Source organism: Clostridium hydrogenum (assembly GCF_021432385.1).
GTDB classification, from domain to species: domain Bacteria; phylum Bacillota; class Clostridia; order Clostridiales; family Clostridiaceae; genus Clostridium_S; species Clostridium_S hydrogenum.
Map to the genome: position 1 here is coordinate 765017 of NZ_JAEACT010000004.1, position 15509 is coordinate 780525.

Annotated in this window: 16 protein-coding genes; 4 read left to right on the top strand and 12 right to left on the bottom strand. The window is 30.5% G+C overall.

The features are described from left to right. Positions 1-318: 318 nt before the first annotated feature. Entirely contained in the window at positions 319-957 is a 639-nt protein-coding gene (locus CUEA01_RS21780) for a GntR family transcriptional regulator (RefSeq protein WP_234124244.1), read from the bottom strand. Positions 958-1417: 460 nt separating this feature from the next. Between CUEA01_RS21780 and CUEA01_RS21785 the strand changes: the two genes are divergently transcribed. From CUEA01_RS21785 to CUEA01_RS21795, 3 genes are read left to right on the top strand one after another with little or no spacing between them, the layout of a single operon-like run. After that, positions 1418-1927 carry an L-2-amino-thiazoline-4-carboxylic acid hydrolase gene (locus CUEA01_RS21785; protein WP_234124246.1) on the top strand — a complete coding sequence of 170 codons (510 nt, stop codon included), beginning with the start codon at positions 1418-1420 and terminating at the stop codon, positions 1925-1927. Positions 1928-1953: 26 nt separating this feature from the next. Next, positions 1954-3219, top strand: a complete 1266-nt coding sequence (locus CUEA01_RS21790) for an L-cysteine desulfidase family protein (RefSeq protein ID WP_234124249.1) — start codon at positions 1954-1956, stop codon at positions 3217-3219. 59 nt (positions 3220-3278) lie between these two features. Next, complete coding sequence (locus CUEA01_RS21795) at positions 3279-4367, top strand: YkvI family membrane protein (RefSeq protein ID WP_234124251.1); 1089 nt, start codon at positions 3279-3281, stop codon at positions 4365-4367. Positions 4368-4494: 127 nt separating this feature from the next. On the opposite strand, the gene arsA is transcribed toward CUEA01_RS21795, so the two are convergent. The 8 genes from arsA to CUEA01_RS21835 all read right to left on the bottom strand — a co-directional run bounded on the left by arsA (position 4495) and on the right by CUEA01_RS21835 (position 12212). Further along, positions 4495-6249, bottom strand: coding sequence for an arsenical pump-driving ATPase (gene arsA, locus CUEA01_RS21800; protein ID WP_234124253.1), 1755 nt, complete (start codon positions 6247-6249; stop codon positions 4495-4497). Beyond that, positions 6249-6626, bottom strand: coding sequence for an arsenite efflux transporter metallochaperone ArsD (gene arsD / locus CUEA01_RS21805; protein WP_234124255.1), 378 nt, complete (start codon positions 6624-6626; stop codon positions 6249-6251). The genes arsA and arsD overlap by 1 nt, the downstream gene beginning before the upstream one ends. 103 nt (positions 6627-6729) lie before the next feature. Continuing rightward, a complete protein-coding gene (locus CUEA01_RS21810) occupies positions 6730-7104 on the bottom strand; it encodes a DUF6262 family protein (RefSeq protein ID WP_234120276.1) in 375 nt (124 codons plus the stop codon). A 1-nt stretch (position 7105) separates the two neighbouring features. After that, the gene (locus tag CUEA01_RS21815) at positions 7106-9082 is read right to left on the bottom strand and encodes a tyrosine-type recombinase/integrase (RefSeq protein WP_234120274.1); all 1977 of its coding nucleotides are present in this window, start codon (positions 9080-9082) and stop codon (positions 7106-7108) included. Next, a complete protein-coding gene (locus CUEA01_RS21820) occupies positions 9075-10202 on the bottom strand; it encodes a tyrosine-type recombinase/integrase (RefSeq protein WP_234120269.1) in 1128 nt (375 codons plus the stop codon). Before CUEA01_RS21820 ends, CUEA01_RS21815 begins: the two co-directional genes overlap by 8 nt. A gap of 139 nt (positions 10203-10341) precedes the next feature. Further along, complete coding sequence (locus CUEA01_RS21825) at positions 10342-10758, bottom strand: arsenate reductase ArsC (RefSeq protein ID WP_234124256.1); 417 nt, start codon at positions 10756-10758, stop codon at positions 10342-10344. 2 nt (positions 10759-10760) lie between these two features. After that, positions 10761-11813, bottom strand: coding sequence for an ACR3 family arsenite efflux transporter (gene arsB, locus CUEA01_RS21830; protein ID WP_329604016.1), 1053 nt, complete (start codon positions 11811-11813; stop codon positions 10761-10763). A gap of 12 nt (positions 11814-11825) precedes the next feature. Continuing rightward, positions 11826-12212, bottom strand: a complete 387-nt coding sequence (locus tag CUEA01_RS21835; RefSeq protein ID WP_234124257.1) for an ArsR/SmtB family transcription factor — start codon at positions 12210-12212, stop codon at positions 11826-11828. A 201-nt stretch (positions 12213-12413) separates the two neighbouring features. Here CUEA01_RS21835 and CUEA01_RS21840 point away from each other — a divergent pair, with 201 nt between their 5' ends. Then, on the top strand, positions 12414-13640 hold the full coding sequence (locus CUEA01_RS21840) for an aspartate aminotransferase family protein (protein ID WP_234124258.1): 1227 nt from the start codon (positions 12414-12416) through the stop codon (positions 13638-13640). Positions 13641-13672: 32 nt separating this feature from the next. On the opposite strand, the gene CUEA01_RS21845 is transcribed toward CUEA01_RS21840, so the two are convergent. The 3 genes from CUEA01_RS21845 to CUEA01_RS21855 all read right to left on the bottom strand — a co-directional run bounded on the left by CUEA01_RS21845 (position 13673) and on the right by CUEA01_RS21855 (position 15219). After that, positions 13673-14167 (bottom strand): DUF2127 domain-containing protein, encoded by a 495-nt coding sequence (locus CUEA01_RS21845; RefSeq protein WP_234124259.1) that lies wholly within the window; start codon positions 14165-14167, stop codon positions 13673-13675. A 71-nt stretch (positions 14168-14238) separates the two neighbouring features. After that, entirely contained in the window at positions 14239-14739 is a 501-nt protein-coding gene (locus CUEA01_RS21850; protein WP_234124260.1) for a GNAT family N-acetyltransferase, read from the bottom strand. A 39-nt stretch (positions 14740-14778) separates the two neighbouring features. Then, positions 14779-15219, bottom strand: coding sequence for a MarR family winged helix-turn-helix transcriptional regulator (locus tag CUEA01_RS21855; protein ID WP_234124261.1), 441 nt, complete (start codon positions 15217-15219; stop codon positions 14779-14781). Positions 15220-15509 lie beyond the last annotated feature (290 nt).

Here is a 15509-nt window from a genome sequence, read left to right on the forward strand (position 1 = left end):
GCCATTAATGGCGCGATTGCGCAGCAATCTGAAAATAAATTTTCAGATTTTTCGTAGTGCTAACGGAGAAAAGTCGTCCTTCATTGTACTTTGTACTCTGTACTTTGTACTTTGGCTTCTCCTCGATAAATTGTAATTTATAATTTCAACGTTCCAAGTGGTATATATATAATTATACAGATACTTTGTAAATTATTATACGTTAAATATGCATTTTGTATTAAGACATGTGTGAGATTAGATAGCTACAACCTTAAAAACCCCAAATATTAGACTTTTATATCTAACATTTGGGGTTTAAATGAGACGAGTTCTTTATTAAATAATTGGTGTTGGCGCAGATATAACCAAAGCCATAAGTTTTTCAATATCAGCTTTTAAGATTGATACTGCTGTAGCAATTTCACCTTTTTCTATGTAATCAATTAAAGCTAAATGTAAATCCATTGTAGCATAATACTTTTTTTGTACAAAAAAAATCGTTTGGATATTTACAGAGTCCTCCAAAAGCTTATATGCGTAATTATTACCATAAATTGAAAATAACTTCAAGTGAAATTTACAATTGTATTTCCAGTGTGTCTTAAAATCTCCCTCTGGACAATTGCTATAATCCGAACAAATCTTTGTTAATTCTTTGATTGATAATTTGTCAATATACATAAAATTACTTTCTAAAAACGAACATTCCAATGCAGAACGAAATTTAATAATTTCCAAAAACCGTTGTTCACTGGGTTGAAGAATTTTATATCCCTGCCTTGGTATACTGGATAAAATATAATTTGCAGTTAGCTGCATAAGTGCCTCTCGTATTGGTGCGCGGCTTACATTATACTTACCCATGAGAAATTTTTCAGTTAAAATAGTATCTACAGGATATACTCCATTAATAATATCAGAAAATAAAGCATCATAAACTTGATTCTTCAATGTATCCGTGCCCTTTTCGCACATAAAATCACCTCTTTATGTTGTCGTTAAAATTATACATTGAAAGAAACTTGAAGTCAATAAATATTCCTGTCCTCTACTAATCAGTAAATAACCTTTTCGCGTAATCATATTACATTCTTTATTAAATGATACTATTTTTGTAGAAAACATTTACAAACTAACACATTATAACTTTTTTCATCAATATTATATAAATTTATTAAATAACTATTGATTTGTTTAGTACATCGTGATATGATTACATCATTAACAAAGTAAAACTTTATATCAAAGGTGAAGTGTAAATGTCTATATAAAGGCATTGTATTGATAATATTAGCGTTCAACATATTGAAATATATTTAAGCCTAATAATATTACTTATACAAAACATTTCACTTTTCATACTACATCTTAAAAACTATATAACTTCATAAATACAAAAATAAAATATTTAATTATTAAAAAGGAGACGATTGATATGATTAATAACAAAATTACTATTAAAGATGACGAGGTAGTAAATATTCAAAGGGGTGCAATAGGCCATCGTGCAACATGGACAGGTTTAACTTACTGTAAAGCAAAAGAAGCAGGAATACCTGAAGAAGTAATAGAAAAAATTCTACGTGATGCAATTTCACAAACAGGTCAAGTTCAAGGTGCAGAAATCAAATCACAATGCGAAAATCCAGAAAATGTTGAATGTTTTGCGGACACTTTTTTTACTCCAAATACTATAAAAACTTTTGAGCTTGAACTTAAGAACAAAGATGCAGACAGATTAGATATTGAATTTCATCATTGTCCACTATTAAAAGCATGGCAGGATTTAGGATTTGATGATTCAACCTGTGAAAAACTATGTGATATTGCCATGGATGGTGACAGAAATATTGCTAAAGCAATGGGATATGAATTTCATTTAGGCGATACTATTGCTAACGGATGTAAAACTTGCCAAATTTCCTTTTTCAAAAAAGGCAAATAAGTAATTAGTTAAAGGAGATGTCTTCAATGGATAAATTTCTATACGATAATTACATTAAAATATTAAAAGGTGAACTAATTCCAGCTATGGGATGCACAGAGCCAATAGCTATTGCACTTACAGCTGCAAAAGCAAGGGAAGTCCTTGGGAAAATGCCAGAGCAAATAGTTATTCAATGCAGTGGTAATATCATTAAAAATGTAAAAGGTGTTATAGTACCTAATTCTGGTGGTCAAAAAGGAGTAGAAGTTGCGGCTATACTAGGTGCTGTTGCAGGTAATGCAGATCTTGATCTTCAAGTAATAAGTCAAGTAAGTGAAGAAGATATACTTAAAACAAAAATATTGTATGAAAAAGGGCTCTGTCGATGTGAATTAAAGGAGGGCGAAGAAAATCTCTTTATTTGTGCAGAATTGACAGCCGGGAATGAAACTGCCTCCGTTGAAGTTAGAAGTAAACACAACCACATTGCTAAAATAAAAAAGAATAATGAAATAATATTTGAGCAGCCTGACATTATGTCCCAAGAATTTGGTGACAAATCAAAACTCAACATTAAAGATATCCTCGAATTTGCTAACACGGTAAATTTAGATGATGTAAGGGAACTAATTAGCAAACAGATCGAATATAATTCCGCTATATCTGAAGAAGGACTAAGCAATAACTGGGGATGTCGTGTTGGACAAACGCTTCTAAAATACAATAGCAAAGATGTAAGAATTAGAGCAAAAGCAGCTGCTGCAGCTGGCTCTGACGCTAGAATGAATGGCTGTGCCCTTCCCGTAGTTATTAATTCTGGAAGTGGCAATCAAGGTATTACTTGCACTATGCCTGTTGTTGTTTACGCCAAAGAAATGAAATCAAGCGAAGATACCCTTTATAGAGCACTTATATTAACAAACCTTTTAGCCATACATCAAAAACGTTATATAGGAAATTTATCTGCCTATTGCGGAGCTGTATCGGCTGGAACAGCAGCTGCTTGTGGTATTGCATACTTAAATGGTTGTGGATATGATACTATTGGAAAAACCATAATCAATACTTTAGGTAATGTTAGCGGCATTATATGTGACGGTGCAAAAGCTTCATGTGCAGCAAAAATTTCTAGTGCAGTAGAAGCTGGTATAACAGGATATGAAATGGCAAAAAATAATCTAGTTTTCCCATATGGAGAAGGATTAGTCGAAAATGATTATGAAAAAACCATTGAAAATATAGGCCGCATGGGACGTTATGGTATGAAATCTACCGATGTGGAAATTCTTAACATAATGATAGGAAATTAATCTATATATTAAAATAATATACACAAAATCATATGATAAAAAAACAAGGAGCGATAAAAATGGAAAAAGAATCATTTAACTTAAAAAAAGTATTACTTCTTGCGGGAGCACTTTGTGCCTATTGGATTGGTTCTGGATTTGCAACAGGACAAGAGGTATTGCAATTCTTTGCAACAAGTGGCACAAAAGGCATTTTAGCAGCATTTATTTTCCTAATTATAATGATTGTTTTAACATATATATTATACGGAGTAGGTCAAAGAAAGAAATTTAGCAATCCATATGATGTATTTGAATATTATTGTGGTAAATTTATAGGTCAGATTTATATATGGTATAGTGTTGTACTAATATATGCTATATTCGTTGTTATGCTTGCTGGTGCAGGTGCAACAATTCATCAATATTATGGTACCCCAACATATATCGGCACTGGTATTATAGCTCTTCTTGCGCTTGGTACAACAGTTCTTGGAATGGAAAAACTTGTAGACATAATTGGTGTTATAGGACCTATTAAAATTGTATTTGTGGCAATAGTAGGTATTGCTGGTATAATTACTTTCGCAAAAGATCCATCTGTATTGTCTAATGCCAATAAGCTTATGCCAACTCTAGGTTTTAAGTCTGCATCTTCAAATTGGGCATGGTCAGGAGCACTTTACGCTTTTCTTGCACTCATGGTTAGCATACCATTTCAAGTTGATTGTGGTGCATCTGCAAAAAATGTAAAAGAAGCTAAAGCTGCTGCTTTTATTGGAACTGTTGCTTTCACTGCGGCAATTATTCTACTTACAACTGCAGAACTTGTTTATTGCAAATTGATTGCTGGTCAACAAGTTCCTACACTAGCCATTGCTAAACACATATCTCCAGTCTTGGGATTAATTTTTTCAGTGCTAATAGTAGTAAGTATCTACTCAGCAGTAGCCTCATTTTTATTAATGACAGTTAGAAAATTCGCTGTTGATAAAACTAAAAAATTTAATATAATAGCTGCTATTCTTACAGCTATCGGCATGGTTTTCGGCGGAGTGCTTCCTTTTGATAAATTAGTAAATATTCTATATCCACTAGCAGGCTATTCAGCCATTGTTTTCACAGTTTTCATGCTTTATAAAGAAATAAAGTTAAGAAAAACAAAATAGTTGCAGAAACCTCCAACGTTTAATTATTCTTTTAGTATAGAGAGCCTCGTGAATTAATTTATTAGGCTATGTTTTAAATAAGTGTTGATTTTCACACTTATTTAAAACATAGCTTCCTTTAGTAAGTTTAGCCATTTATTAATTTTCTAAGACCCTCTCCTTTAAGTTCACCACCACTCCATGGAACAACTGCAAAATTCCCATGAGATATTTCATTTACTTTATTTATCCACTCAATCTCACTTTTAGATTTTACCTTCAAAAAATCACTTTTTGTATTTGTAATAAATAAACTTGAATTAATTACCCACCATTTATTATTAATACCAGCTCTTTTTAAATCATCTTGAAGTCTCATAGCCTCATATACAGGCGTTGCTTCTGGAAGAGTTACTATTACTACTTCTGTTTCCTTTTCATTTTTTAATCTAGGAAGAAGCTTCAAAACTGATTCTGGAATATCTCCTTCAGATCTTTGAATTTCTTTATTATAACTTTGCGTTGAATCTAGTAACAATAAAGTGTGTCCAGTTGGTGCTGTGTCTATAACTACCACTTCATTTTCTGCCCTATCTACTATATCTGCAAAAGCTCTAAATACTGCAATTTCCTGAGTACAAGGTGAACGTAAATCTTCATCTATATAAGCAAGATCTTCTTCACTCATAGTTTCTTCTGCTTTTTTTAGAACTTCCTCTTTATACTTTTCAAGTTCCTCTTTTTCGTCTATTTTACTTAAAGTTATGTTATTTCCTTCACTTATAACAAATTTTAAGTGAGCAGCTGGATCTGTGGTTGCTAAATGAACCCTAACACCTTTTTCCGAAAGACCTAGTGCGATGGTTGCTGCCAAAGTAGTTTTCCCAACCCCGCCCTTTCCCATAGTAAAAATTACTTTCTTTTTATTTAAATAAAGTTCATCAATAAGACTTTTAATACCCTTCAAATCTTCTGTAGAAAGCTTATTATCATTATCTTCTTTAATATCTTCCTTTAACATCATCCTTACATTATTAATTCCTGTAACATTATACGATCTCAAGGGAATTTTATAAATTTTAATATTCTTTAAATTCTCAGGAATATTTTTAATAGCTGACTGCTGTCTACCATATAAGGCACTTGATATTTCATCATTTTCAAAGCTTTTTTGGAGGATTCCATTAATAACCAAAAACTGATTATTAATTCCTATAGCTTTTAATTCAAGATATGCTCTTTCTGCCTCTTTAAGTGGTGAATATTCTGGTCTCGAAACCAATATTAATGTAGTAGTTTTTAAATCTGCTAAGGCTTTAACAGCCTCCTTGTATATTTCTTTTTTATCCTCAAGCCCTGCCAATTGTCCTAGACATGATGCTCCATGAGTACTTTCACTTATAAAATTACTCCAAGCTGAAGGAAGCTGCAACATCCTTAGGGTATGACCAGTTGGTGCTGTATCAAATATTATGTTATCGTATTTTTTTCTTATATTTTCATCAGTTATGAAGCTTGAAAATTCATTAAATGCTGCTATTTCAACAGTACAGGAACCTGAAAGCTGCTCTTCCATATTAACTATGACGGATTCTGGAAGTTTTCCCCTATAAGGTGCTAAAACAGCTTCTCTATATTCCTTAGCGGCTTCTTCAGGATTAAGATTTACTACTGTAAGATTAGGCACTTCTTTTATAGCTGTTCCTTTATTATTAAGTTCAACCTTAAACACATCCTGTAAATTAGACGCAGGATCTGTACTTATTAAGAGCACATTTTTTCCACTATCAGCTAAAGTAATTGCTGTTGCACAAGCTGTTGAAGTTTTCCCAACGCCACCTTTTCCGGTGAAAAATATATATTTCGTCATTTGTATATCTTCTGGATCAAATAATTTATACATTATAAATCTCCTTTATCACTACAACCACATTGACCCTTAGATTTTTTTATATTTATATGTGCTATATCATTTTTAGCTAATCCTGACCAACTTGCAAATTCATCATTTGTTGGATATGCTTTAAGCTTCACTACTTCGCCATCAACAAGCGTTATTGGAAGCACCTCCGCACCATCCTTCATCAAAAGTTCATTGACCTTCTTATTATCTATAAAAGCTTGAGGCTCACTTGACAGATTGTGCCTCGTAATATTAACTCCCTTTTTAGCCATATTGTTAATAGCTGTTGCTACTCTTAAAAGTTCTTTATTTATACTAGGTCCACAAACTCCTGTTGAACAGCACATAGCTGGATCAAAAATCTCTATTTTACTCATTTATATCACCTCAATTGAATATCTCGTGTAGCGTATGCTACACGGATTGATTCTATTTAATTTATACATTGATTATATATAATCAATGTAGTTTATATTTTGTTTATATCTTTTCATATAATTTTCCTCTGAGAACTTCTAATTCTCCTTTAAGTTTTCTGTTTTCTTCTTGAATTTCCTTAATCTTTTTATCTTTTGCAAGTATAATAATATCTTTCGACTTATCAGTTTTATTATATTTAAGTTTTTGTTTTATAACTTTTTCAGTTTGTTTGTATCTAAGTTCTTCAATTCTTTTCTTAATTTCTTCATTTTTATATAAAAAATTTTTAGATACTCCACTTAAATTAGATACACTATTAAAATTAATTTTATGTTCGCCAAGAGATAGTTCTCTAATGGCTTTATCTACTTTTTCTAATGTCATTTTAGTTTTATTTTGAGCATATTCTTTCAATCCTTTAGTATTTCCAGCCATCTTATGCTTCCTCCCTTGACTTACCATTTTTATGAATAATTTTCTGCTCTTTAACTCTTATCAATGTATCTTCTAATAATTTTAAATACGTCTTATTCTTTTCTGCCCATAGTTCTCTACCACATCTATTACTTACTTCTATTTGAGATTTTACTTTTTCAATTTCTTCCTCATATTCAGGAATATTTTCAACTGTAGTGCAGAAACTAGCACAAGTTAAACAATGATTCATTTGTTGTTTACAAGGTAATTTAGAAGGTTTAAAACATACTCCAAAAGGTACTCTAACTGCATCTAAATTCTTTTTAACATACTCATATCTTATTAAATTTTCACCTGCGTCAGAATTTAAATCTATTTTTTCAAGCTCATTAGTTTTAGTATCAACTTTAAATAGTTCTAAATCCTCCGTATTCTTCCACTTTTCATAAAGAACATTTTCTGTTACTGTTGCATAATGAACCGTCATTTGAAGACTCTGATGCCCTAATATTTGTTGTATAATGCTAATGCCCATACCTTGTTCTACATATTCTTTAGCCCTTGTATGCCTTAATGAATGAAGTCTAAAATGATATAACTCACCATTGACATCTAATATATTTTTCTGCTTAATTAACCTTTGAATTGTAAGCAGTAAAGATTGCTTACTTAATGGGATTCCTTTTAATTTTCCTTCATAAGTATTGAATAAATATTTCTTAGGATTATTTTCATCTGTACTTAATTCCTTAGCTTTATCATTGGCTTTTTGAACCATTTCAGCAACCTTATCTCTTATAGGTATTTTAAGTTGTGCTATGCCTGTTTTAGTTATTTCACCACAAAGGTAGTAGTTATAAGTTTGCTCTTTGTTATTCCAAATCTGTTCTAAACAATTATTAAATCTTAGATTTAATATATCAGTACCACGCCATCCTGTTTCCCTAAGCAAGATATAAATAGGTATAAACTGTGGTCTATCTAAATGCATAATATTATTATCTATTTGCTTTAATATAGGTTCTGGGATAAATTTAGTTCTATTTAAAGAATCTGCAAATTTCTCTATCTTTGGCATATCATCTTTAAATACGAGGTAATTTATTTCTTTTTGTGGAGCTGTTTCAAATTGAGCCAGTTGAATATATTCTAAAAAAATTCTTATTTGAGATAAATATCGATGTTTTTCGTGTGTTGAGGCGTTTGCTTTATCTTGATATAAAAAACTTACATATTTTTCAATATCTGTTCTTGTAAGACTTTCTATAAATCCATCTTTATATCCCAATGAATAATAAAATTTAAAAAAATATCTTAAATAAACTAAAATATTAAAACAATGGTCAAACGACTTCTTCCATATTATATGTCTAAAATACCGTTTTACTGTTTCTTTATAATACTCTGGAATTTCATTAAAGTTCAATGATGAACTCTTTCTATTTTGAGTAGCTCTTATCTTTAAACCTTTAATATTTTTTGAATACCATATATCTTTTTCAGTTTCTTCTCTGTCATCATAGTAATTTTGAATAAAATCTATAACATACAATATGTTATTCATCTCAGTAGCATTAATTTTTCCCTTATCTGATATCTTAAATCCTACATTCATAAGATAATTTTTAAATTTAAACTTAAAATCATCACCATTTATAATATTAAAAGTTATACATCTTAAATAATAACTATTAAGAAAATCACTAAAATGTTTTAATGTTGAAGCTAAACATACTATATAGGAATTTTTCAGTAAATTTTCTTTAAAACTATATATAATATAAAATTTCAATTCATTCTTTAGAGCTTCATTATTTATATTAGAAAAATTAATATTTTTATAACTTCTTATAACTTTTCCAACGAAAAAGTCCTTAGTTAAATCCCATTTATCATTTTTCAACCAATATCCATTATCTTGACTAAGATACTCAATGATTTCTTCATATTTACTTTGTTGATTACTTTTAATATCTTGTATCTTCACACTATTCATCTCCTTCGTTGTAAATATCTAAGTCCAAATTAGGTTGAGTTTTATTAAACTCTTCCGTTATTTCTTTTTCTGAAGGATGAATATATGTGTTTAAAGTAGTATAAATATTTTTATGACCAGCTCTTATTCTAAGTAACTCTGGTTGCCAACCTGCCATTCTAAGAATGGTTAATGAACTATGTCTAAACATATGTGGCGTAACGTATATACCAGTTTTCTTTTTAAGTGTTCTAAATAAATTATCAACGTCAATATAGTTCATTGGTTTATATTGATTATTACCACTTATCTTTATAAAAATATGATTAGTTTCAACTTCCTCAGTATGATATTCAGCTATATATTCCATAAACATATCAGCAAGATTTTGAGATATATCTATTCTTCTTGGACTTGATACCGTCTTTATCTCAGCATTATTTTCAAGTTCTCCTCTATCTTTAAGGTCGATTATCATATCACTTATATCAAAATCTTCAATCCATAAGGATAAGGCTTCGCCTATCCTAAATCCAGTCTCATATAAGAGTAATAACAAAAATTTATCTCTAAAATTATTGCAAGTATTTATGAGCATTGTAATTTCTTCTTTGGTTAAAGTTTTAGGTTTAGATTTTGGTATTTTAAGTTTTAATATATTACTTGTAACTTTTTTCTTATCATAGGCTATTCCATATAAGAATCCTTTAAAGTTTCTACTTGGAGTAGAAACGAATTTTTTAAGCCTTTCTGAAATATTATTGCTATACTCTTCATGCCTTAAAATATAGTCGTAGAACATTAAAACCGTATCTATTATAATATTTATAGTCCTTGGACTTCTTGCTGAATCTATTTTGTTAGTAGGTATTACTTTTAAACTCTTATAAGGATTCTGCAACCAATTAACAAACAATGATAAATCATCTATGGTTATATTTTGAAAATCTAATTTCCTTTGTTCTAAATATTCAAAATATAATTTTAAATGTTGACAATACATTCTTAATGTATTTCTTGCATAATTAGTGTTATCTTTAAACCTTATAAATTTTAAAATTGGTTCAATAGGTAACCCCTCATCATCAGCTACAAAGTATCTTTCCTTATCGTCTTCTGTTCTTACTCTTACTACTTCCATTTTTCTATATTCACTCCTATGATTTACTTATTTCAATCATAGTTTTTACTATAACAACTTTAATTATTCTAACTATCTATATAGTAATTTAAGTCATATTTTTATATAAAAGTAGTACATAAAATACTGTAAATACTATTTAATTTCCTACACTATATTCATTATTTTTTATTCTTTCTGCTAAATTTTTAACCTTTTCTTCAATTGCTTTTGCAGTTTTTATAAATTCTTCATCACTTTTTCCTGTTGGATCATCAAGTCCCCAATCTTCTGTATGCTTTGCAGGCAAGAAAGGACATACTACATTACAGCCCATTTTTACTACTATATCAACCTTCGGAATATCCTTCAAAAGCTTTGACTTATGTTCTTTATTCATATCAACCTTATATAAAGCTTTTATAATTCTAACTGCATCTTGATTTATTGTATCTCTTAATTCTGTTCCAGCAGAGTAAGCTTCAAATACATCACTTGCAAATAATTTAGAAAGCGCTTCTGCCATTTGAGATCTACAAGAATTGTGCACACATATAAATGCTACTTTAGGCTTCATAGTTATTTTCCTCCGTTATTAAAGTATTTTTTTCTAAAGTATAACGCCACATTTACAAGACCTATCATAACGGGCACTTCAACTAGTGGCCCTATAACTGCCGTAAATGCTTCCTTTGATTCTATTCCAAATACTGCAACTGCAACTGCTATTGCAAGTTCGAAATTATTACTTGCGGCAGTAAATGAAAGTGTAGTTGTTTTTCTATAATCTATACCAGATTTATAACTTATAAAGAATGACACTGAAAACATTATTATAAAATACACTAAAAGCGGAATTGCAATTCTTATAACGTCCATTGGAAGTTCAACTATATATTTGCCCTTGTAAGTAAACATAATAACTATAGTAAAAAGTAATGCCACTAACGCAAGCGGGCTTATCTTTGGCACAAACTTTTTTTCATACCACTCTTTCCCCATTTTAGGTTCTAATAATAATCTTGTAAGGAATCCTGCCGCAAAAGGAATACCAAGATAAATTGCCACAGAACCAGCTACCTTAGTCATAGAAATATTAACCTTATAACCAGTAAGTCCAAACACTGTTGGCAAAACAGTTATAAATATATAACAATATATTGAATAAAAAACAACTTGAAAAATTGAGTTAAAAGCTACAAGGGCAGCCGCATATTCTGTATCACCATCCGCCAAACTATTCCAAACAATAACCATGGCAATACATCTTGCAAGCCCAATTAGTATAAGTCCTGTCATAAATGCTGGATATGACCTTAAGAAAACAATTGCTATTATAAACATTAAAATTGGTCCTATAATCCAATTTTGCAAAAGCGATAAACCAAGAACTCTAGGATTTTTAAAAACCTTACCAAGCTCCTTATAGTTAACTTTAGCAAGCGGTGGATAGAGCATAACTATAAGTCCTACAGCCATAGGTATAGATGTTGTTCCAATAGATAAACTTGATAATACATTTGAAAGACTTGGTGCAATCCATCCTAATAAAATCCCTAATGCCATTGCTGTAAAAATCCACACCGTTAAATATCTATCAAGCCATGATAATTTTGATGATTTATTATTCACACTAATCAACTCCTATTTTGTACAACAGTTATTATCAAAACATACTTTGCCTTCTTTTAAATCATCACAGGTTAAACCACTTTCTCTATATTTTTTTAATCTTTGTAAATCTTTTTTACACCGTTCCAGTTTAACTGCATGAGACTTTAAAATTTCATCTATGAATGGGAATTCCTTTATTGTTTCCTTATTTATTTTATAGTACACATATTTATTTACTTTATAATAATCAACAATTTTTGCAGTTGTAAGTTTTGTTAAATGACGTGAAGCATTAGATTGACTTATATCTAATACAGTTTCTATTTCACAAACGCACATTTCGCCATTTCCAAGTAAATTTATTATTCTCATACGTGTTTCATCAGATAGTGCTTTCATCACTTGTAGTAAATCCATTCTTCTTTACCTCCTCATATGAACATATTCAATTATAATCATATGACTTTTTAATGAAATTTGCAACACTTTTTTTGATTACTTATTAGCTACATTTACTTTATATATTGAATATTAATTCATTTAGTTGTATAATTATCCATTATAATAATCTTTCCATTACTTATCATCTAATATAATTTTTGAAAGGTGTTGTTGTTCATGTCCTTATCTAAAGAAACAAATTCTGTACCCAAGCTTCTAGCTGAAGCAAAAGATTCAATATTATTTACAACAAATCGTCCCGATATAATAATGGAACGTGGAAAAGGTATGTATTTATGGGATACATCTAATAAATGCTATCTTGATTTTATGGGTGGATGGGCGGTAACTTCCCTTGGTCATTGTCCCAATGTGATAAAAACCGCTCTAACTGATCAAGCTAATACACTTATCAATGCTAGTCCTGCATATTACAATAAGCCAATGCTTGAGTTTGCAAAACTACTTACAAGTATTTCTTGTTTTGATAGAGTATTTTTTATTAATAGTGGTTCTGAAGCAAATGAAGGAGCAATCAAGCTCGCTAGAAAATATGGTGAAAAATATTTAAATGGGGCATATGAAATAATTACTACAATAAATAGTTTTCATGGGAGAACTCTTGCCACAATGTCTGCTACTGGTAAAAAAATATGGGATAAGTTATACGAACCAAAAGTTCCTGGCTTTAAACATGTTCCTTTAAATGATATAGATGCATTAAAACAAGCCATAACTCCAAAAACCTGCGCGATAATGCTAGAACCTATTCAAGGTGAAGGCGGTGTAAATGAAGCAAGCACTGATTATTTTAAAACTATAAAGCACTTATGTGATGAAAATAACCTCCTATTAATTGTTGACGAAGTACAAACGGGGCTTGGAAGAACTGGAAAGCTGTTCGCGTATGAACACTATGGCGTGGAACCAGATATCATGACATTGGCAAAAGGCATAGGTGGCGGATATCCCCTATCTGCATTATTAGCCAAAGAAAAACTAAATATATTTGGACCAGGTGATCAAGGTGGAACTTACTCAGCTCAACCACTTGGAATGGCTGTTGGATTAGCTGTCGTAAAAGAAATTATAAACAAAAACTTATCAGAAAATGCTAAGCTTCAAGGTAAATATTTAACTTCTAAATTACAAGAAATAAGCTCTAAGTATAAACTTAAAAATATTAGAGGTAAGGGTCTTCTTATAGCCTTTGACTTACCAACCGAAAACGGAAGTGAAATTGTAAGTGAATGTTTAAAAGAAGGTTTGTTAATAAATTCCCCAAGACCATCAATAATTAGGCTAATGCCACCTTTGATAGTAACTGAAAAAGATACCGATAAAATGATATTAATTCTTTGCAAAGTTTTAGATGAAAAACTTAATTGTAATTTAGCAGGATAATTATCAATTTCATCCTTTCAGGTTGTTTATCCTTAATTCCAAGATTGTCGTATTCTCCTGTATTCTATAAAAGTTAATATTATCATTACAATATCAAAAATAGTTAGCATTACAAGCCCAATTGAAGGACTAAGTGTATATCTATAAATTTGATATATAATAAACAAAATTAAGGATACTATAGTGAGCGGATAGGCCCAAACTTTTCTTTTCCACAAAAGTATTATAAGAATTAATTTGACCATCCCATGAGAAATCAAATAAAAAACGCCAAAATTTTGCGTGCTTATTGTAAACTTTGAGCTTAACGCTATCATAAAGTTTGCAACAGCATCTCTTGGATCTTCTGATAATTCATGCTGTGTTAACCATGCAATTAACTTGCTTAATCTACTTGGATTTAAAAATATTAATAAAATTCCACCTATAATCTCAAAAACACCATCAATAGCCTTTATCAATATTCCAATTTCAAAACTTTTATGAAATATATTATTATTTGCACTAAACTTCTTTGAATCTCGCATAATATTCACCTACTCTCGCTTCACTTAAACTAAATAAGAAATTAACTAATTGTAGTATTTGCTTTTATGAATTATTCAATCCCCACTACTTTGCTTCTACGTTCCATTAAAACTGTATCATGCCATATACCATTGGGCATTTTCGCAACTTTCTCTCTTATTCCAATTTCTCTAAAGCCACAACTTTTATGCATGGCTATACTTGCATCATTCTCTATTATAATTGCAGAATATAAACTCCAGATTCCATTTTCTTCTGACGCTTTTACTAAAGAATTCAATAAACTTTTACCTACACCTTTACCGCGATATGCCTCTCCTATATAAATACTAACTTCTGCAACACCTCTATAAACACATCTACTTGAAGTAGGGCTTAATACTGCCCAACCGAGTACATTTTTACCATCATAAGCGACTAGTCTACATACTTTCATATGCCCTTTGTCCCACTCTTCGAAACTTGGAAGCTCCGATTGAAAGGTGGCTTTTCCAGTATTAATTCCTTCCATATATATTTTAGCTACGTCTTCCCAATTTTCAGATTTCATTTCTTGAATACTATAATCCACTTTTAATCAATCCTTTCTAATTTTTTGTATGTAATTCTTCTAACAACATTTATGTCCATGTATAACGTCAATAAGTATCTTTAAACTGTCTAATACTTGTTCTCTTTTATCTTCTGGAATAGAAATAAATATTTCTTTATAGTAGTTAGTCATGTTTTCTTCTATAGTTTTAAATAGTCTTAATCCCTTGTCGGTAAGCTTTATAACAATATAACGTCTGTCCTCCGGATGTGATTCCCTAACAGCCAAATCATCGTCTACTAATTTATTTATAGTTCTACTCATTGTGCTTTTATCCAAGTTCAAAATCTTAGCAAGCTCATTCAAAGAAATTTCATTTGTCCTACCAATTTCTACAATAGCATGGCACTGAGATATGGTAACTCCGTGACAATTTGAATCAGATTTTTCTAAAATACCAAGATCTCTTACCAATATTCTAATTAGTTCACGTAAGCAATTACTTTCATTATCTTCCACAAAATCACCTCAGCACAATTGTAACACGAAACAGTTGTATTATACAACCACTTCTATACTATAATAGTGAAACTGCTTCCAAACTAGAAATTGCAGATTCTAAGCTTATCTTACTAGCATTTTTCTAATTCACAATTCACAATGAAGGATGATTTTTCTCCGTTAGCACTGTGAAAAATCTCAAAACTTATTTTTTTATTGCTGCGCAATTGCGCCATTGATGGCGCTCAGCGAAGCTGACAACATTAAGTTTAAGATTTACCTGAAAGAAGCGAAAGGCAAATAATCAT